Below are 17386 nucleotides of genomic sequence, written 5' to 3'. Positions count from 1 at the left end.
GCATCTGCTTGACGTGCAGGAGGTCACAGGTTCGAGTCCTGTACCGCGCACCAAAACCACATTCGCAGGAATGTGGTTTTTTCTTTTGCAAAAAATGCAATTTTTTTGTAAAAAGGGCTTGCAATTTGTTTTTCAATCTGCTATACTAATACGCGTCGCCAATGAGGCGGTGCAATATGCGCGGTTAGCTCAGCTGGTAGAGCATCTGCTTGACGTGCAGGAGGTCACAGGTTCGAGTCCTGTACCGCGCACCAAAGACCACATTCGTTCAGAATGTGGTCTTTTTTTGTCGCACACCCGTAAAAGGGCATCGTATTGACGTGCTTTCTATAGTACGGTATACTGATTCAGGACGTAAAGAAAAGGAGGGAGAACCGCCGTGATTTTCGGCAGATACATCAACCGCTACTACCTCAGGCACGCACCGGTCCTGCTGCTGGGCATCCTTTCGCTGCTGACGGTAGACTACATCCAGCTCCTTATCCCGGAGCTGTACCGCCTTGTCATCAACGGCGTGAATCTGGGGCAGGTGGCCGTAGACGGCCAGACGCTGCCCTTCACCAAGGAAGTGCTCATGCAGCACATCTGCCTGCCGATGATTTACATTGTGGTGCTTATGGTCATCGGGCGCTTTCTGTGGCGCATCTGCTTTTTCGGCTCGGCCATCAAGGTCACGGCCGATTTGCGGGAACGGATGTTTGACCACAGCCGCCAGCTTTCCCAGCAATACTATCAGGTCAACAAGGTCGGCAACCTGATGAGCCTGTACACCAACGATCTGGACACGATTCAGGAGTGCTTCGGTGACGGCATCCTTATGTTCTTTGATGCCGCCGTACTGGGCATTATGGCGCTGGCCAAGATGTGGCAGATGGACTACAAGCTCACCCTGCTGGCCCTGATTCCGGCGGCCATTATGTTTGCCATCGGCACCGTGATGAGCCAGGCCATGACCAAGCGGTGGGAGGAGCGCCAGCAGGCGTTCTCTGACCTTTCGGACTTTGCGCAGGAGAATTTCTCCGGCATTGCGGTCATCAAGGCGTTTGTGAAGGAGCTCAAGGAGCTGACCGCCTTCCGCAAATTAAACAAGGAAAACGAAGAAATCAACGTAATCTATACAAAAATTGCCACCCTGCTGGAGGTGCTCGTCACCCTGTTTGTTGAGTCCGTCATCTGCGTCATTCTGGGCTATGGCGGCTGGCTGGTCTACCGCGGGCAGTTCAACGCGGGTCAGCTGGTGGAGTACATCGGCTACTTTGAGGCCATCGTCTGGCCCATCATGGCCATCTCTATGCTGATTGAAAAGACCGCCCGCGGCAAGGCCTCGCTGAACCGCATCACCGAGCTGCTGGACGCCCCCATTGACGTGGCAGACCGCGACGGCGTGGCCGATTTGCAGAACCTCCGCGGCGGCATTGAGTTCCGCCATCTGAGCTTCCGCTACCCGGACGGCGAGTACGATGTGCTGAAGGACATCTCCTTCACCATCGCTCCCGGCGAGAGCGTGGGCCTTGTGGGCAAGACCGGCGCGGGCAAGACTGCGCTGGTGGATTTGCTGCTGCGCACCTACAACGTGCCGGACGGCACGCTGTTTGTGGATGGGCAGGACGTGAACACCGTGTCCATCCACTCGGTGCGCAACGCCTGCGCCTATGTGCCGCAGGACAACTTCCTGTTCTCGGACACCATCGCCCACAACATCAGCTTCGGCGTGGATGATGCCACGCAGGAGGACATTGACCGCGCCGCCGCCCTTGCGGATGTGCGGGACAACATCGTGGATTTCAAGGACGGCTACGAGACCGTCCTCGGTGAGCGCGGTGTGACCGTCTCCGGCGGGCAGAAGCAGCGCATCTCGATTGCGCGCGCCCTGCTGAAAAACGCCCCCATCCTGATTCTGGATGATTCCGTCTCCGCCGTTGACACCCGCACCGAGCGCATCATTCTGGACAACCTGAAGGCAAGCCGTGCGGGCAAGACCACCCTGCTGATTGCCCACCGCATTTCCACGGTGGAGCAGCTGGACAAAATTGTCTTTTTGGAGGACGGCAGGGTAGAGGCCGTCGGCCCGCACGATGAATTGTATCGCAGCTGCGCGGAATACCGCCGCATGGTGGATTTGCAGCGGCTGGAGGACGAGGAAGGAGAGGACGGCAATGGCTGACGTGAATCCGCTTCTGCTGGTCGGGGCCGTCATTGGCACAGTCACCGCGCTGCTGGTGCTGGCCTACGCCCTTGTCAAGGACAAAAAGGAAACCATGGGCTTTGAGCGCACGATGGGGGACGGCGAGATTCTGCGCCGTCTGGCCGGATATGCCAGGCCTTATCTGTCCAAATTTGTTCTGGTCCTGTTTTTGATGATATTCTCCATCGCCTATGACATTATCTCGCCGTTGATTGTCGGCTCGTTGGAGGAGCTTGTGGCCGGGGATTTTGCCCTGCCGCAGCTGTTTGCGGGCGTAGCCGTCTATGCGGGGGTACTTGTCTTTTCGATGGTCAGCACCTATCTGCAGGCTGTCATTCTGCAGCGGGTCGGCCAGCGCATTATCTCGGACCTGCGCGAGGATTTGTTCACCCACATTGAGTCGCTGTCCCATGAGCAGCTCAACGAAATCCCGGTGGGCAAGCTCGTCACCCGCGTGACGAATGACACCAACGCCATCTCGATGATGTTCACCAATCTGCTGGTCAATCTGGCCAAGAATGCCTTTGTCATTTTGGGTATTCTGGTGGCCATGCTCTGCCTGAACTATGAGCTGACGCTGATGGTGCTCTGCTTTGTGCCGTTCATCGTGATTTTTACGGTGATTTTCCGCAAATTTTCCCGCCGGGCCTACCGCAAGGTCAAGGACGCCACCACCGACATCAACACCTATCTGTCGGAGAATCTCTCCGGCATCAAGGTGACCCAGATTTTCGGCCGCGAGGACGAGAAAATGGCGGAATTCCGCACCAGAAGCCAGCGTCTGGCCCGCGCAAGCCTTGAGGAAATCTTCGTGTTCGGCGTGTTCCGGCCGCTGGTCTATATGCTGTACATCTGCTCGATTCTTTGCCTGTTTTACTTGGGCGGCATGGGCCATCTGAACGGCGTGAGCTTTCTGGGGCAGAGCATCACAGGCGGCACCATCGTCACCTTTTATATGTACATTTCCAAATTCTTCACCCCCATCCAGAATCTGGCCGAGCAGTTCAACTGGCTGCAATCGGCGCTGGCCTCGTCTGAAAAGGTGTTCTCCATCATGGACATTGAGCCGAAAATGGTGGACGCGCCCGATGCCGTGGAGCTGGACAATATCCGCGGCGAGATTGAGTTCCGGGACGTCTGGTTCAGCTATATTCCCGGCGAGTGGGTGCTGCAGGGGGTATCCTTCCACGTGAATCCGCGGCAGACTGTCGCCTTTGTCGGCTCGACCGGCTCTGGCAAGAGCACGATTCTCTCGCTGCTCTGCCGCAATTATGAGTTCCAGAAGGGCGAAATCCTGATTGACGGCATCGACATCCGCAAAATCAAGATTTCCTCGCTGCGCCGCCATTTCGGCCAGATGCTGCAGGATGTGTTCCTTTTCTCCGGCACCATCCGCAGCAATATTGTCCTGCGCGAGGAGGGTATCTCCGACGAGGAAATCCTGCAGGTCTGCCACTATGTGAACGCGGATTCCTTCATCAACAAGCTCGACCACGGTCTGGACGAGGAGGTCCGTGAGCGCGGCAATAACTTCTCGGCCGGTCAGCGGCAGCTTTTGAGCTTTGCGCGGACCATCATCCATAAGCCCAGCGTTATGATTCTGGACGAGGCCACCGCCAACATCGACACCGAGACCGAGCTGCTGATTCAAGACTCGCTGGAAAAGATGCGCTCGGTCGGTACGATGCTGATTGTCGCGCACCGGCTTTCCACCATCCAGCACGCCGACAACATCATTGTGCTGTCCCACGGCAAAATTCTGGAGCAGGGCAACCATCAGGAGCTGTTGGCAAAGCATGGGCGGTACTACCAGCTGTACATCCTGCAATACCATAAGGAGCAGCTGAGCCAGTAAGCCCCAAGCACTTGTATTTTCTGCCGCATCCGTGTATACTGGAATACCGCGCCGCCCTCCGGCAGCGCGGTATTTATAATTCTAGAGAGGGAAATTATCCATGAAAAAAATTTCTGCACTGATTCTGACTCTGGCACTGTCTGCCGCCCTGCTGGCCGGCTGCGGTGCTTCCGCTTCCTCCGTTGCTTCCTCCGTTGCTTCCTCTGAGGCTGCCTCCGAGGTTGTCTCCGAGGCCGTTTCCGAGGAGAGCACCTCCACCGCCGAGGCCGCTGACTCTGCCACCGCCATCCAGTTTACCTTCACCGTGACCGGTGCCAACGGCGAGAGCACCGAGCTGACGCTGGACGCCACCGACGGCGAGAAGCTGAGCGATGCGCTGGCCGAGGCTGGTGTTATCAGCGCCGAGGAAGCCGCCGCAGGCTTTGTCACCGTTGTCAACGGCGAGGAGGCCAACTATGACGCAGACGGCTCCTGGTGGTGCCTGACCGACGCCGCCGGTGAGATGACCGCCGTGGGCGTGGCAGACATCGAGCTGCACGATGGCGACAGCTATGCCTTCACCTACACGAAGTAATCACCGCCGGGTTGTCAGTCTGGTGCTCAGCGGGCTGATGGGTGCGCTGCTGGTTGTGAGCAAGCAGGCCATGAGCGGCCTGCCCAACATCGAGCCGGTGACGCTGCTCATCATCCTGTTTGCGCTGGAGCTCCCGTGGGAGACGCCCGCCGCCATCACGGTGTTTATCCTGCTGCAGGGCGTTTTGTACGGCTTTGGGCTGTGGTGGGCGATGTACCTGTACATCTGGTATCTGCTGGCGTTGCTGGCGTGGCTCTGCCGCAAAGCGCGCCACGCGCTGTTCTGGGCGGTGTTCAGTGGATTGTACGGTCTCTGCTTCGGCGGGCTGTGCGCCGCAGTCTACCTGTTTGCCAAGACGCCCGCCTTTGCATTGAGCTGGTGGCTCAGCGGGCTGAGCTATGACGCCATGCACGGCGTGGGCAATTTTGCCATTATGCTGCTGCTCTACAAGCCCCTGCGCAAGGCGCTGCAGGCCGCCAAGCGGCAGATTGGGTATTAACACCCCCAATGGCCCCCCTCCCAGGGGAGCTCCGCCCGCAGGCGGTGAAGGGTGGTTGCCCGGCCCCTACCGTGTTATGTTTTATAGGCATACGTAGGGCGGGGTGAATGATGTCACCGGGTAACCACCCTCCCACTCCCATATTCCGCTGTAAAGCTCTCCTTCGGGGGAGCTTTTTTATTGCCAACCTGTGGACGCCAGGGCGATTTTGTGCTATACTATTTTAGTTATAGTGGGGAGGTATAGGATTATGCGCGTTTTGGGTATTGACCCGGGCTATGCCATTGTAGGCTGGGGTGTGGTTGAGTATATCGGCAACCGCTTTGCACCCATCGGCTATGGGGCGGTCATCACCGAGAAGGACACCCCCTTTGAGCAGCGCCTTGTGGAAATCTACGAGGGTGTGCAGGATATCTGCAAGCGCTACCAACCCGAGGCCCTCTCCATCGAAAAACTGTACTATCAGCACAACCAGACCACCGTCATCGGCGTGGCCGAAGCCCGCGGCGTCATTCTGCTGGCCGCGGCGCAGTGCGGCGTGCCGATTTACGAATACACCCCCATGCAGGTCAAGCAGGCCATCACCGGCTACGGCAAGGCCGTGAAGAAGCAGATTCAGGAGATGACCCGCATGATGCTGCATCTGGAAACCATCCCCAAGCCGGATGACACCGCCGATGCCCTGGGCATGGCCATTGCCCACTGCCATTGCAGCCGCAGCCGCCTGATGGGAACACCTGTACGATAAAAGAAGGACACTGCCATGATTTACTGCCTGACCGGAAAAATCATCAAGAAAACGCTGGATTCTGCCGTCATCAGCTGCGGCGGGGTCGGCTATTTTGTGCAGATACCCGCCACCACCGGCGAGGCCCTGCCCCCCGTGGGCAAGGAGGGGACGGTCTACACGATTATGAACGTGACCGAGAATGACGTTTCCCTCTACGGCTTTGCCACCGAGGAGCAGCGCGAATGCTTCAAGATGCTGACCGGCGTCACCGGTGTCGGCCCCAAGGCCGGGCTGGCGATTCTCTCCATTATGACGCCGGAAAAGATTGCCCTGGCCGCGTCCAGCGGCGACCATAAGGCCTTTACCAAGGCGGCCGGTGTCGGCCCAAAGCTGGCCCAGCGCATCACGCTGGAGCTCAAGGACAAGGTCGGCAAGGGGCTGGCCGCGAACACCGGCTTCTCGGGCAATATTGCCGCGCCGGCCCCTACCTCCGCCCCCGCACAGGCCGTGGCCGCACTGGTCAGTCTTGGCTACGCGGCCTCGGACGCTGCCGCCGCTGTGGCCCGCGTGGACGAAACGCTCTCCGTGCAGGAGATTATCACCATTGCACTGCGCAGTCTGTCGCGCATCTGATAGGGAAGGGGAGTAGAAATTGAATCAGGAATTCACCGTTGACCCCAGTCGGCTCGTAAGCCCCGACGCCCTGCCCGTTGACGCCGAGGAGGTCACCCTCCGCCCGAAAACGCTTGAGGACTATGTCGGTCAGGAGAAGGCCAAGGGCAATCTGCGGGTCTATCTGCGGGCGGCGCAGCAGCGCGGCGAGCCGATGGATCACATCCTGCTCTACGGCCCGCCGGGTCTGGGCAAGACCACGCTGGCCGGTATTGTGGCGCAGGAGATGGGCGTGCAAATCCGCATTACCTCCGGCCCCGCCATTGAGAAGCCCGGCGATTTGGCCGCCCTGCTGACCAACCTGCAGGAGGGCGATGTGCTTTTCATCGACGAGATTCACCGCCTGTCCCGGCAGGTGGAGGAGGTGCTCTACCCCGCGCTGGAGGATTTCGCGCTTGACATTATGATTGGCAAGGGCCCCAGCGCCCAGAGTATCCGCATCAATCTGCCGCGCTTCACGCTGGTGGGCGCTACCACCCGCGCCGGTCAGCTTACCGGCCCGCTGCGCGACCGCTTCGGCATCCTGCTCAAGCTCGAGCTGTACAGCCCGCAGGAGCTTGGCCGCATTATTGCGCGCAGCGCAGGGATTCTGGGCGTGCCCATCACCGAGGACGGCGCGCTGGAGCTGGCGCGCTGCGCCCGCGGTACGCCGCGTATCGCCAACCGGCTTCTCAAGCGTGTGCGCGACTTTGCCACCGTGCAGGGGGACGGCACGATTGACGGCGAGACCGCCATTGCCGCCCGCAAATGGATGGACATTGACGAGCTGGGCCTGGACGAGATGGACCGCAGTGTGCTGCGCGCCATCATTGAGATGTACAACGGCGGGCCGGTCGGCCTTGAAACGCTGGCCGCCGCTTTGGGCGAGGAGAGCGTCACGCTGGAGGATATCTGTGAGCCGTACCTGATGCAGATGGGTATGCTGACCCGCACGCCCCGTGGCCGCTGCGTGACCCGCCTTGCCTATGAGCATCTGCATATGCCCGTTCCCCGCCGCTTTGACGAGGAAGCTGCCGGGCAAACGAGTATGTTTTAACACACAAAGGAGAGTTGTCTATGCGCCCTGCTGATTCATGGCGGGATTATGAGCTGCTGGATGCTACCAATCACAACCGGTTGGAGCGCTGGGGCAGCACCCTGCTGATTCGCCCCGACCCGCAGGTTATCTGGAAAAACGCCGAGACCAGCCCGCTGTGGGCCAAGGCCGACGCCGTCTACTACCGTTCTGCCAAGGGCGGCGGCCAGTGGAATTACCACAAAAAGTTGCCCCAGAAATGGCAGATTCACTGGAATGACCTTACCCTGATTGTCAGCCCGACCGGCTTCAAGCACACCGGCGTTTTCCCGGAGCAGGCTGTGAACTGGGCCTGGTATCAGGAGAAAATCAAGGCCGCGGGCCGTCCCATCCGGGTGCTGAACCTCTTTGGCTACACGGGCGGCGCCACGCTGGCCTGCCTTGCCGCCGGGGCGTCCGTCACCCATGTCGATGCCAGCAAGGGCATGGTGGCATGGGCGCGGGAGAACGCCGCGGCCAGTGGCCTGGCCGACCGCCCCTGCCGCTGGATTGTGGACGACTGCGCTAAGTTTGTGCAGCGTGAAATCCGCCGCGGCAGCAAATATGACGCCGTCATTATGGACCCGCCCAGCTACGGCCGCGGCCCGGGCGGTGAAATCTGGAAGCTGGAGGACAACGTCTACGACCTGATTACCCTGACCGAGCAGGTACTCAGCGATGACCCGCTGTTCTTTGCCATCAACTCCTACACCGAGGGCCTGAGCCCCGCGGTCATGGAATACATCGTCAAGACAACGCTTTGCCCCGTAAAGGGCGGGCGCACCCACTGTGATGAGATTGGTCTGCCGGTCTCCGCCACCGGCGGCGTTGTGCCCTGCGGCGCAACCGCGATTTGGGAGAAATAAACTATGTCTTTGCAAGAACCTATCCTGCGCGTGCAGGATGTACGCTTCCGCTATGACCCCGAACAGCCGAAGTACGCCGTGGACGGCGTCAGCCTGAACATCAAGCGCGGCGAGTTTGTAGCCGTGCTGGGGGCCAACGGCTGTGGCAAGTCCACACTTGCCAAGCATTTCAACGCCATTCTGCTGCCGGAGGCCGGCACTGTGCTGGTGGAGGGGATGGACACCCGCAACGAGGACCACCTCTACGATGTGCGCCAAAAGGTGGGTATGGTGTTCCAGAACCCCGACAACCAGATTGTTGCCACCATCGTGGAGGAGGACGTTGCCTTTGCGCCGGAGAATCTGGGCGTACCACCGGAGGAAATCCGCACCCGCATTGACGAGGCCATGAAGCTGGCCGGCATCTATGAAAAGCGCGATGCAGCACCATACAAGCTGTCCGGCGGGCAGAAGCAGCGCGTTGCGATTGCGGGCGTCATTGCCATGCGGCCCGACTGCCTTGTGCTGGACGAGTCCACCGCCATGCTTGACCCCCACGGCCGCGCACAGGTGATGAACACCATCCACCAGCTGCGGGCCGCGGGCATCACCATCGTGTCCATCACCCATTATATGGAGGAAGCCGCGCAGGCCGACCGCGTGCTGGTTATGAGCCGGGGCCGCATCGTGATGGAGGGCACCCCCGAGCAGGTGTTCAGCCAGACGGAAAAGCTGCACAGCTACCATCTGGACGTGCCCCAGGCCGCAGAGCTGCGCGATGCGCTGGTCAAGGTCGGCATCCCCATGCCGGAGAACGTGATTACGCCCGAGCGCTGCGCCGAGGAGCTGTACAAGCTGCTGCAGTAACACATCCCAGCTATGCCGGAACTGCACCCTGTGCGGGCGGTATCCGGCGGGAAAGGAATAACTATGTCCGAGATTATTCGTGTCGAAAATCTGAGCTACATTTACAATCCGGGTATGCCGGACGCCACCACCGCGCTGGACAACATTTCGTTCAGCGTGGAGGAGGGCGACTTTGTGGGCATCATCGGCTCCACCGGCAGCGGAAAATCCACGCTGATCAGCCATTTCAACGGCCTGAACCGCCCCACCTCCGGCCGCGTGCTGGTGGATGGCAAGGACCTGTGGGAGCAGGGCGCGGACCTACGCAGCTTCCGCTTTCTGGTCGGGCTGGTCATGCAGTATCCGGAATATCAGCTGTTCGAGGAGACCTGCGCCAAGGATATCGCCTACGGCCCGCGCAATATGGGCCTGGACGAGGCTGAGGTGCAACGCCGCGTCAAGGAGGCGGCCGCTTTTGTCGGCCTGACGGATGAGCTGCTGGAGAAAAGCCCCTTTGAGCTTTCCGGCGGGCAGAAGCGCCGTGTTGCGATTGCAGGCGTTATGGCCATGCACCCCCGTGTGCTGGTGCTGGACGAGCCCGCCGCGGGTCTTGACCCCGAGGGCCGCGACACGATTCTGAGCCAGATAAAGGACTACCACGAAAAGACCGGCATCACGGTGCTGCTGGTCAGCCACTCGATGGAGGATATTGCCAAGTACGCCAACCGCGTTCTTGTGATGCACCGTGCCGGAATCGCCATGTATGACACAGTCGAAAACGTCTTTGCTCGCGCCGAGGATCTGCTGCAGCTGGGGCTTTCGGTGCCGCAGGTCACGCAGATTTTCTTAAAGCTGCGCCAGATGGGGCTGGATATTCCCGCCGACGTCTACACGATACCCTACGCGGTCAAGGCGATTCAGAAGGCGTTGGCCGCCAAGCAGGGAGGTGGGGCAGATGCTTAAGGATATCACGATAGGCCAGCATTTTCCCGGCCACTCAATTCTGCACCGCTGTGACCCGCGGCTGAAACTGGTTGCCACGATTGCCTATATCATCGTGCTGTTTGTTGCGCCGAACCCACTGGGGCTGGCGTTGTCCATCGCCCTGCTGGCGGCGCTGTACAAAATTGCGCAGATTCCCGGCAAAATGATTCTGAAAAGCCTCAAGCCCATTGTGCCCATCGTCATTTTTACAGCGGTGCTGAACCTGTTCTTTGTCACCGGGCAGGGGGAGCCGCTGGTGCACTTCTGGGTGTTGAACATTTACGCCGAGGGTGTCAAGTATGCCATCCTGCTGGCGGTGCGCGTCTGCGCGCTGATTGCGGGCACAAGCCTTCTGACCTACACCACCAGCCCCATCGTGCTGACCGATGCGATTGAAAGCCTGCTGCGCCCGCTGGCCAAGCTGCATTTTCCGGTGCACGAGCTGGCCATGATGATGACGATTGCCCTGCGGTTCATCCCCACTTTGATTGAGGAGACCGAGAAGATTATGAACGCCCAGAAGGCCCGCGGTGCCATGCTGGACAGCGGCACCTTCACCCAGCGCATCAAGGCGCTGGTGCCGATTCTGATTCCGCTGTTCATCTCCGCTTTCCGCCGCGCTGACGAGCTGGCTATGGCGATGGAATGCCGCTGCTACCACGGCGGCGAGGGCCGCACCCGGCTCAAGCAGCTGAAATTCACCGCCGAGGATTTCCGCTGCCTGGTGGTCATCACCGTTGCGCTGGTGGTTATCGCCTGCACACGGTTCTTTGTGCCGGGGCTGGTGTAAGGATTTTGAAGGCTCTATGACTTTTTTACTTTGGATTTCCTATAAGGGCACAAACTACGCCGGGTTTCAGGTACAGCCCAATGCGCCGACGGTCTGTGCCGTGCTGCAGGATGCCATGCAGGCGGTGTTCGGCCAGCGGCCCGATGTAAAGGGCTGCTCCCGCACTGATGCGGGCGTCCATGCGCGGCGTTTCGCGCTCAGCTTCTGCTATACTGGCAAGGTACCGATGGAAAAGTTCGTCCCGGCGCTCAACGCACACCTGCCGCCCGATATCCGTGCGGTGGCTGTTCGCACGGTGCCGGACGGCTTCCATGCACGGTATGCTGCCCACGCCAAGACCTACCACTACTACATTTTAAATGCGCGGGTGGATGACCCCTTCACCTTTGACACCTGCCACCGCATTGGCCCGGCGCTGGATTTGGCCGCCATGCAGGCCGCGGCGGCGCAGTTCGTAGGCACGCATGATTTTTCGGCGCTGTGTGCCTCCGGCTCCAGTGCCGCCGCCCATGGCGACACCGTGCGCACCATTACAGATTGTACCGTTATACAATCCGGTGATTCATTTGTGATTTCGGTCACAGCGGACGGCTACCTGTACAATATGGTGCGGATTCTGGCGGGCACGCTGGCGGAGGCCGGGCTGCACAAGCGCACGCCCAACAGCATCCCCGCGCTGCTGGCCAGCCGTGACCGGCGTCAGGCCGGGCCGACGCTGCCAGCCAAGGGGCTGTTTTTGGAGCGTGTGGACTACCCGGAGCTGGACAGCCTTTGACCCAACCCGATTGTAACCGTATTTTTGCAGGAAAGGAGGGAGCCACCCCATGAACAAGGCAGACCGAGAGCGCCTTGCGCGCCGCCAGCGGATGCTGGCAAGAGAGCAGGGGCAAGCTCCCGAGGCAGGCATCCGCGGCACCAGCGGGGATATCAGCCTGCGCACCCCCAAGCCGGTGCACCGCGGCGCGCCGCCGCCCAAGACCCCAGACCCGCAGGCCGCGCAGACCGCCGCCCGGCTGAAGTCCCTAACACCACTGTACAAGCAGCGGCAGCACCAGCGGCGGGTATTTTTTGCCGTGGCCGCCGCCGTGCTGGCCCTTGCCTTTGTGGTGTTGACCGGTGCACTGTCGGCGTCACTGGCCATGCTGGGGGACGCTGTGGACAGCGCCATGCTCTACCTCAACCGCACGGACGGCGGCTGGCCCGCCAACACCGGCATTACCGAGCCCCGGCAGATTGAGCCCCTAGCGGGCGGCTTTGTGGAGCTGGGGGACGAGGATGTGCTGGTCTACTCGCCCTATGGGTCGCGCATCCTCAGTCTGCAGCCGTCCTATGCACGGCCGGTGCTGGCCGTGGGCGGCACGCATTTTGTGGTCTACAACCGTGCGGGCAGTGAGCTGACGGTCTGCAGCCGCACCCGCACGCTCTACTCCCAGACCTTTGACGAGGGCATCCTGCTCTGCGCCATGTCCAACAACAATTCTCTGGCTGTTGTGACCGAGTCCGGCCGGTTTGCCGCGCAGGTACGCATATTTGATACCTCTATGCGGCAGCTGTACAGCTGGGCTATGCCCCAGACCTACGGCACCCCCATTGCGCTGGCCTTTTCCCCCGACAGCCGCCGTTTCGCCGCCGGGATGCTCTCGGCCCGGGATGGGCAGCTGAGCTGCTCTGTCTACTTTATGAACACCGATGCCGACGGGGAGGGCCCGTCCTACACCGCCGACCTTGGCAGTATGCTGCTGCGACTGGACTGGCAGAGCGAGAGCCGCGTTATGGCTGTGTTTGACAGCTACGTGGCCCTGCTGGACCCCCGTACCGGCACCGAGACCGCCCGCTACAGCTATGGCGGCGCTACGCTGCAAAGCGTGGCGTTGGGCCGCCGCCAGACCGCGCTGCTACTGAACGTGCGCGGCGGCAACAGCCTTGTCACACTGTCCGAAACGCTGGCCCCCATGTCCGAGATTCCGGCGCGGCAGGCCTTCGGCGTGTCGGCCACCGACACCGACATCTATCTGCTCTGCCCCGACGCGGTGGAGTGCTACGGCTATGACGGCGTCCAGAAGTGGGTGCAGAATGACCTTGCCTCCCGCCCGCTGGCCGTCCTCAACGCCGCGCAGACACTGGTGTTCACCGGCAGCCGGGTGAAGGAGCTGAACGCCCCCGCCTGACACAGCAGGGGAGAGGAGCCGTTTCTCTCCCATCCTCTGACTTATACAGAAAGAAGTACGCAACTATGTCATTTTCTCCTGCACTTGTCTATGATGTGATTTTCCTTGTTGTTTTCTCCTTTGCCGCCGTCAAAAGCTGGCAGAAGGGCTTTCTGGCCGGACTGACCGAGCTGGTCGGCGCGGTGCTGGGCGTGGGCATTGCCGTCTGGGGCAGCCGCACGCTTGCGCCGGAGGTCTACAGCCGCTTCTTCAGCGGCGCTGTCTCCGAGCAGGTCAACCAGGCCGTGGCGCAGTCCGGCGGCGATATGGCCGCGCTGGTGCAGGCGCTGGATTTTCTGCCCGACTTCCTGCGCGATGCCGCCGCTAACGCGTTGCTGACCGCAGGCGAGGTGCTGCCGGAAAAAATCAACGCCCTGTTGGAGCCGCTTTTCCTGCCGCTGGTGCAGGCGCTGCTGTTTGTGGTGCTCTGCCTTGTGGTGCGCTGGGTCTTTGCACTGCTGGTGCGCCTGCTGCGCGGCGTCAACGCCATTCCGCTGCTGGGCGGAGCCAACCGGATGCTGGGTCTGGCGCTGGGCCTTGTGACCGGCGCACTGGACTGCTGGCTGCTGGCACTGGCCCTCTGGTTTGTGGCCAGCATCACCACCGGCCAGCTTGACTGGCTGAACGCCGCCACCCTGCAGCGCAGTATCGGCTACAGCTTTTTCAGTGCTTTCAACCCGTTTTTAGTCCATTATTAAACAAATTCTGAACAAGCCCCGCCAAAACTTGCAATTTGGCAGGGTTTGTTTAATAATAGTAGTATGCTATGCACGCCCCTTGTGGGTGTTCAATATAGAGGTGATAGAATGCTTTGTGTAAAATGCCAAAAGCGACCCGCCGTTGTGTTTGTGCAGCGACTTGAGAACGGCAAGGCCGTGCAGGAGGGCTACTGCCTGACCTGCGCCCGCGCCATGCACATCCAGCCTGTGGATGATCTGATGAAGCAGTTTGGTATGTCCGATCAGGATCTGGAAAATATAGAGGAACGGATGAGCAGCTTCCTGCAGGAGGCTGCCGACTCTGGTATGATGGCCCCCATGATGAACGGTGACGATGCCGAGGGCGATGACGAGCCCGCCGCGCAGGATGATTTTGTGCCCGGCGGCAGCCCGGTGTTCCCCTTCGGCTTCGGCGCACGCCAGCCCAGGGACGATACCAAGGCCAAGAGCGGCAAGAAGGACAAGGCCCCCCGCCGCAAGTTCCTGGAAACTTACTGCGAGAACCTGACCCAGAAGGCCCGCGACGGCAAGACCGACCGCATTATCGGCCGTGACCGCGAAATTTACCGCACGATTCAGATCCTCTGCCGCCGCCAGAAGAACAACCCCTGCCTGATTGGCGAGGCCGGTGTCGGCAAGACCGCGATTGCCGAGGGCATTGCCCAGCGCATTGCCGAGGGCAAGGTTCCGGCCCGCCTGCAGGATAAGGAAATCTATCTGCTGGATATGACCAGCCTTGTGGCCGGCACCCAGTTCCGCGGCCAGTTTGAGCAGCGCGTCAAGGGGCTTATCAGCGAGGTCAAGGCCGCGGGCAACATCATCCTGTTCATTGATGAGATTCACTCCATCGTGGGCGCGGGCGATTCCGACGGCTCGATGAACGCAGCCAACATTATGAAGCCCGCCCTTTCCCGCGGGCAGATGCAGGTTATCGGTGCGACCACCTTTGCCGAGTACCGCAAGTACATCGAGAAGGATTCCGCGCTGGAACGCCGTTTCCAACCCGTCAAGGTCGAGGAGCCGTCCCTGCTGGACACCATCGAGGTAATCAAGGGCATCCGCATCTACTACGAGAAGCACCACTGTGTCCGCGTGCCGGATGCCATTGTGACCAGCATCGTCAAGCTGTCGGAGCGCTACATCACCGACCGCTTCCTGCCGGACAAGGCCATTGACCTGCTGGACGAGGCCTGCGCCTGCTGCAATCTGCGCCACCCCGAAATCACCGAGCTGCTGGAAGCCCAGCGCGCTGTGGCCGATTTGGAGACCCGCGAGCACGAGCTGGAGAACCCCGAAGGGCAGGATGCCGCCATTGACTACGAGGCACTGGCCGCTGTCAAGACCGATTTGGCGCAGCAGCGCGAAAAGCTGCCCGCCCTGCAGCTGAAAGTGGCCGAGATTGAGGTCACGATGGACGATGTGGCCCAGGTCATTGAGCTGTGGACCGGCGTGCCTGCCGTGAAAATCAAGGAGACCGAGTACGGCCGCCTGCAGGGGCTGGAGGAAGCCCTGCGCAGCCATATCATCGGGCAGGACGAGGCCGTCCACGCCGTGGCGGGGGCCATCAAGCGCGCCCGCGCCGACCTGTCCGGCCGCCACCGCCCCGCCAGCTTTATCTTTGTCGGCCCAACCGGTGTCGGCAAGACCGAGCTGGTCAAGCAGCTGGCCAACCAGCTGTTTGATACCGTGGACCCGCTGATTTCGATTGATATGAGCGAGTACATGGAGAAATACGCGGTGTCCCGCCTGATTGGTTCGCCTCCGGGCTATGTCGGCTATGACGAGGCCGGCCAGCTGACCGAGAAGGTCCGCCGCCACCCCTACAGCGTTGTGCTCTTTGACGAGATTGAAAAAGCACATCCTGACGTCATGAATATCCTGCTGCAGATTCTGGACGAGGGCAAAATCAACGATGCGCAGGGCCGCACGGTGGACTTCTCCAACACGGTTATCTGCATGACCTCCAACGCAGGCTCTACCGACCAGAGCGCCGCCACCGGCTTCGGCAAGACGGCAGAGATTGCCAGCGCCGACAAGTGCCGCAAGGCTCTGCAGGAGTTCCTGCGCCCCGAGTTCATCGGCCGCGTGGACGAGATCATCACCTTCAAGCCGCTGAGCGAGGAAAGTCTGGAAAGGATTGCCGCGCTGATGCTGGACGAGTACCAGCCTGGTCTGGCCGCGCACGGCATCACGCTGCATTACACCCAGCCCGCACTGGCGGACATTGTGGCCGAAAGCTCCGCCAAGTACGGTGCGCGTGAGCTGCGCCGCACCATCCGCAAGACCATTGAGGACCCCATCTCCGATGCACTGGTCGATGGCCGTCTGGATGGCCGCGCCGTCACGCTGGAGCTGGCCGACCATGACGGCAAGGCCGTGCTGGAAATTTAAGATGAACACACTACACAGACGTCTGGCCGCGCTGCTGCTGGGCGCGGTCCTGCTCTGCAGCTGTTCGGCCCGGGTTTCGGTGCAGACACTGCCGGTTGAGCCGCCCCGGGCAGAAAGCCCGGCGGCCACGCCAACCCCCGCGCCGACCCCCACCTTCACGCAGGCGCAGAAGGACTACGGCAGCGCTGCGCTGCTGACCGAGCCAACCGTGCTCGTGAACGTCTTTTTGAACGATGCTGCGCACGGCAGGACGTGGGATGCCGAGAGCCGCGCCGCCGCCGTGCAGCGCACCCAGATGGCCGTGGACTGGATTGCCGCCCAAGGCGAGGTCTACGGTGCCGCGGTGCATTTGTACTGTGACCGCAGTGCGGACGGAAGTGACGCCACGTTGACCCGCAGCTATCTGCTGCAGTCTGCCATCACCGGCGGGGAGAATTCCAGCGAAAGCACCGCCTTTCTGGACGAGATGGATGCCCTGTGCGAATCGCTGGCCGCAGACAGCCGTCTGGCCGCCTACGGTGCCCGGCATATCGGCTTTCTGTTCTATCTGCCCATCAGCGGCACCTCGTTCACCATGGCGCACTACGCGGATGACGGCGAGTATTTCTATTATGAGTACAGCTGCCTGTACAAAACGGACGCCTACACAGATGGGGAGGACGAGTCCCCGGCCACCTATGCCCATGAGATTCTGCACCTGTTCGGCGCACCCGACCTGTATGCGGGCAGCGGTGACCCCTATGTGGACGAGGCCCTGTCCGCCTACGTAGAAAAGACCTATCCCGATGATATTATGCTGAGCACCTATGAGGAGGACGGCATCAGCCGGTTTGACGAAATCACGAAGGAAATCAGCCCGCTGACCGCCTACTGCTTAGGTCTTGCCGACACCTGCCCCGAGCTTGCCGAGTTCCCGGCGCTGGCCACCGTGACGCCCGGCGTGTTCCGGCAGGAGGCGGCGGACGCCGTGCCGACTGCCGCGCCGTGGCCCGACGCGGTGGCCCTGTAGGCCGCCGGCCCTAGAAGGGAGCAACC

General features: G+C 60.9%; 16 protein-coding genes and 1 tRNA gene. All 17 read left to right on the top strand.

Features of this window, described 5'->3' with window-relative positions; translation table 11 throughout:
• The first annotated feature begins 178 nt into the window (after window positions 1–178).
• The 17 genes from NE623_RS04020 to NE623_RS03940 all read left to right on the top strand — a co-directional run bounded on the left by NE623_RS04020 (window position 179) and on the right by NE623_RS03940 (window position 17360).
• Window positions 179–254: transfer RNA gene (locus NE623_RS04020), tRNA-Val, on the top strand.
• A 125-nt stretch (window positions 255–379) separates the two neighbouring features.
• Window positions 380–2164, top strand: a complete 1785-nt coding sequence (locus NE623_RS04015) for an ABC transporter ATP-binding protein (protein WP_256271553.1) — start codon at window positions 380–382, stop codon at window positions 2162–2164.
• Window positions 2157–4040 carry an ABC transporter ATP-binding protein gene (locus NE623_RS04010; RefSeq protein ID WP_256271554.1) on the top strand — a complete coding sequence of 628 codons (1884 nt, stop codon included), beginning with the start codon at window positions 2157–2159 and terminating at the stop codon, window positions 4038–4040. Before NE623_RS04015 ends, NE623_RS04010 begins: the two co-directional genes overlap by 8 nt.
• A gap of 100 nt (window positions 4041–4140) precedes the next feature.
• Window positions 4141–4614 carry a DUF4430 domain-containing protein gene (locus NE623_RS04005; RefSeq protein WP_256271555.1) on the top strand — a complete coding sequence of 158 codons (474 nt, stop codon included), beginning with the start codon at window positions 4141–4143 and terminating at the stop codon, window positions 4612–4614.
• A complete protein-coding gene (locus NE623_RS04000; RefSeq protein WP_256271556.1) occupies window positions 4592–5113 on the top strand; it encodes a hypothetical protein in 522 nt (173 codons plus the stop codon). The genes NE623_RS04005 and NE623_RS04000 overlap by 23 nt, the downstream gene beginning before the upstream one ends.
• 250 nt (window positions 5114–5363) lie before the next feature.
• Window positions 5364–5861 (top strand): crossover junction endodeoxyribonuclease RuvC, encoded by a 498-nt coding sequence (gene ruvC / locus NE623_RS03995; RefSeq protein ID WP_256271557.1) that lies wholly within the window; start codon window positions 5364–5366, stop codon window positions 5859–5861.
• A gap of 15 nt (window positions 5862–5876) precedes the next feature.
• Window positions 5877–6476 (top strand): Holliday junction branch migration protein RuvA, encoded by a 600-nt coding sequence (gene ruvA / locus NE623_RS03990; protein WP_256271558.1) that lies wholly within the window; start codon window positions 5877–5879, stop codon window positions 6474–6476.
• Window positions 6477–6495: 19 nt separating this feature from the next.
• Window positions 6496–7551, top strand: a complete 1056-nt coding sequence (ruvB, locus tag NE623_RS03985) for a Holliday junction branch migration DNA helicase RuvB (RefSeq protein ID WP_256271559.1) — start codon at window positions 6496–6498, stop codon at window positions 7549–7551.
• Window positions 7552–7571: 20 nt separating this feature from the next.
• A complete protein-coding gene (locus NE623_RS03980) occupies window positions 7572–8435 on the top strand; it encodes a class I SAM-dependent methyltransferase (RefSeq protein WP_256271560.1) in 864 nt (287 codons plus the stop codon).
• Window positions 8436–8438: 3 nt separating this feature from the next.
• Window positions 8439–9281 (top strand): energy-coupling factor transporter ATPase, encoded by an 843-nt coding sequence (locus tag NE623_RS03975; RefSeq protein WP_370866678.1) that lies wholly within the window; start codon window positions 8439–8441, stop codon window positions 9279–9281.
• Window positions 9282–9344: 63 nt separating this feature from the next.
• Window positions 9345–10223 carry an energy-coupling factor transporter ATPase gene (locus NE623_RS03970; RefSeq protein ID WP_256271561.1) on the top strand — a complete coding sequence of 293 codons (879 nt, stop codon included), beginning with the start codon at window positions 9345–9347 and terminating at the stop codon, window positions 10221–10223.
• Window positions 10216–11034, top strand: coding sequence for an energy-coupling factor transporter transmembrane component T family protein (locus NE623_RS03965; RefSeq protein WP_256271562.1), 819 nt, complete (start codon window positions 10216–10218; stop codon window positions 11032–11034). Before NE623_RS03970 ends, NE623_RS03965 begins: the two co-directional genes overlap by 8 nt.
• Before the next feature lie 16 nt (window positions 11035–11050).
• Window positions 11051–11809 carry a tRNA pseudouridine(38-40) synthase TruA gene (gene truA / locus NE623_RS03960; RefSeq protein ID WP_256271563.1) on the top strand — a complete coding sequence of 253 codons (759 nt, stop codon included), beginning with the start codon at window positions 11051–11053 and terminating at the stop codon, window positions 11807–11809.
• Between the two features lie 49 nt (window positions 11810–11858).
• Window positions 11859–13202, top strand: a complete 1344-nt coding sequence (locus tag NE623_RS03955; RefSeq protein WP_256271564.1) for a DUF5711 family protein — start codon at window positions 11859–11861, stop codon at window positions 13200–13202.
• A 65-nt stretch (window positions 13203–13267) separates the two neighbouring features.
• On the top strand, window positions 13268–13939 hold the full coding sequence (locus tag NE623_RS03950) for a CvpA family protein (RefSeq protein ID WP_256271565.1): 672 nt from the start codon (window positions 13268–13270) through the stop codon (window positions 13937–13939).
• Window positions 13940–14047: 108 nt separating this feature from the next.
• On the top strand, window positions 14048–16351 hold the full coding sequence (locus NE623_RS03945) for an ATP-dependent Clp protease ATP-binding subunit (protein WP_256271566.1): 2304 nt from the start codon (window positions 14048–14050) through the stop codon (window positions 16349–16351).
• Window positions 16266–17360, top strand: a complete 1095-nt coding sequence (locus NE623_RS03940; RefSeq protein WP_256276135.1) for a hypothetical protein — start codon at window positions 16266–16268, stop codon at window positions 17358–17360. Before NE623_RS03945 ends, NE623_RS03940 begins: the two co-directional genes overlap by 86 nt.
• Window positions 17361–17386 lie beyond the last annotated feature (26 nt).

Source organism: Gemmiger formicilis, assembly GCF_024462815.1.
Taxonomy (GTDB): Bacteria; Bacillota; Clostridia; order Oscillospirales; family Ruminococcaceae; genus Gemmiger.
This window is presented reverse-complemented; position numbering and strand designations above follow the sequence as displayed.

Coding starts and splice junctions, on each gene's coding strand:
- NE623_RS03975 (WP_370866678.1), top strand. CDS start 8,439: ATGTCTTTGCAAGAACCTATCCTGCGCGTGCAGGATGTACGCTTCCGC.
- truA (WP_256271563.1), top strand. CDS start 11,051: ATGACTTTTTTACTTTGGATTTCCTATAAGGGCACAAACTACGCCGGG.
- NE623_RS03980 (WP_256271560.1), top strand. CDS start 7,572: ATGCGCCCTGCTGATTCATGGCGGGATTATGAGCTGCTGGATGCTACC.
- NE623_RS04005 (WP_256271555.1), top strand. CDS start 4,141: ATGAAAAAAATTTCTGCACTGATTCTGACTCTGGCACTGTCTGCCGCC.
- NE623_RS03940 (WP_256276135.1), top strand. CDS start 16,266: ATGCACTGGTCGATGGCCGTCTGGATGGCCGCGCCGTCACGCTGGAGC.
- NE623_RS03970 (WP_256271561.1), top strand. CDS start 9,345: ATGTCCGAGATTATTCGTGTCGAAAATCTGAGCTACATTTACAATCCG.
- ruvC (WP_256271557.1), top strand. CDS start 5,364: ATGCGCGTTTTGGGTATTGACCCGGGCTATGCCATTGTAGGCTGGGGT.
- NE623_RS03945 (WP_256271566.1), top strand. CDS start 14,048: ATGCTTTGTGTAAAATGCCAAAAGCGACCCGCCGTTGTGTTTGTGCAG.
- ruvA (WP_256271558.1), top strand. CDS start 5,877: ATGATTTACTGCCTGACCGGAAAAATCATCAAGAAAACGCTGGATTCT.
- NE623_RS03965 (WP_256271562.1), top strand. CDS start 10,216: ATGCTTAAGGATATCACGATAGGCCAGCATTTTCCCGGCCACTCAATT.
- NE623_RS04010 (WP_256271554.1), top strand. CDS start 2,157: ATGGCTGACGTGAATCCGCTTCTGCTGGTCGGGGCCGTCATTGGCACA.
- NE623_RS03955 (WP_256271564.1), top strand. CDS start 11,859: ATGAACAAGGCAGACCGAGAGCGCCTTGCGCGCCGCCAGCGGATGCTG.
- NE623_RS04000 (WP_256271556.1), top strand. CDS start 4,592: ATGCCTTCACCTACACGAAGTAATCACCGCCGGGTTGTCAGTCTGGTG.
- NE623_RS03950 (WP_256271565.1), top strand. CDS start 13,268: ATGTCATTTTCTCCTGCACTTGTCTATGATGTGATTTTCCTTGTTGTT.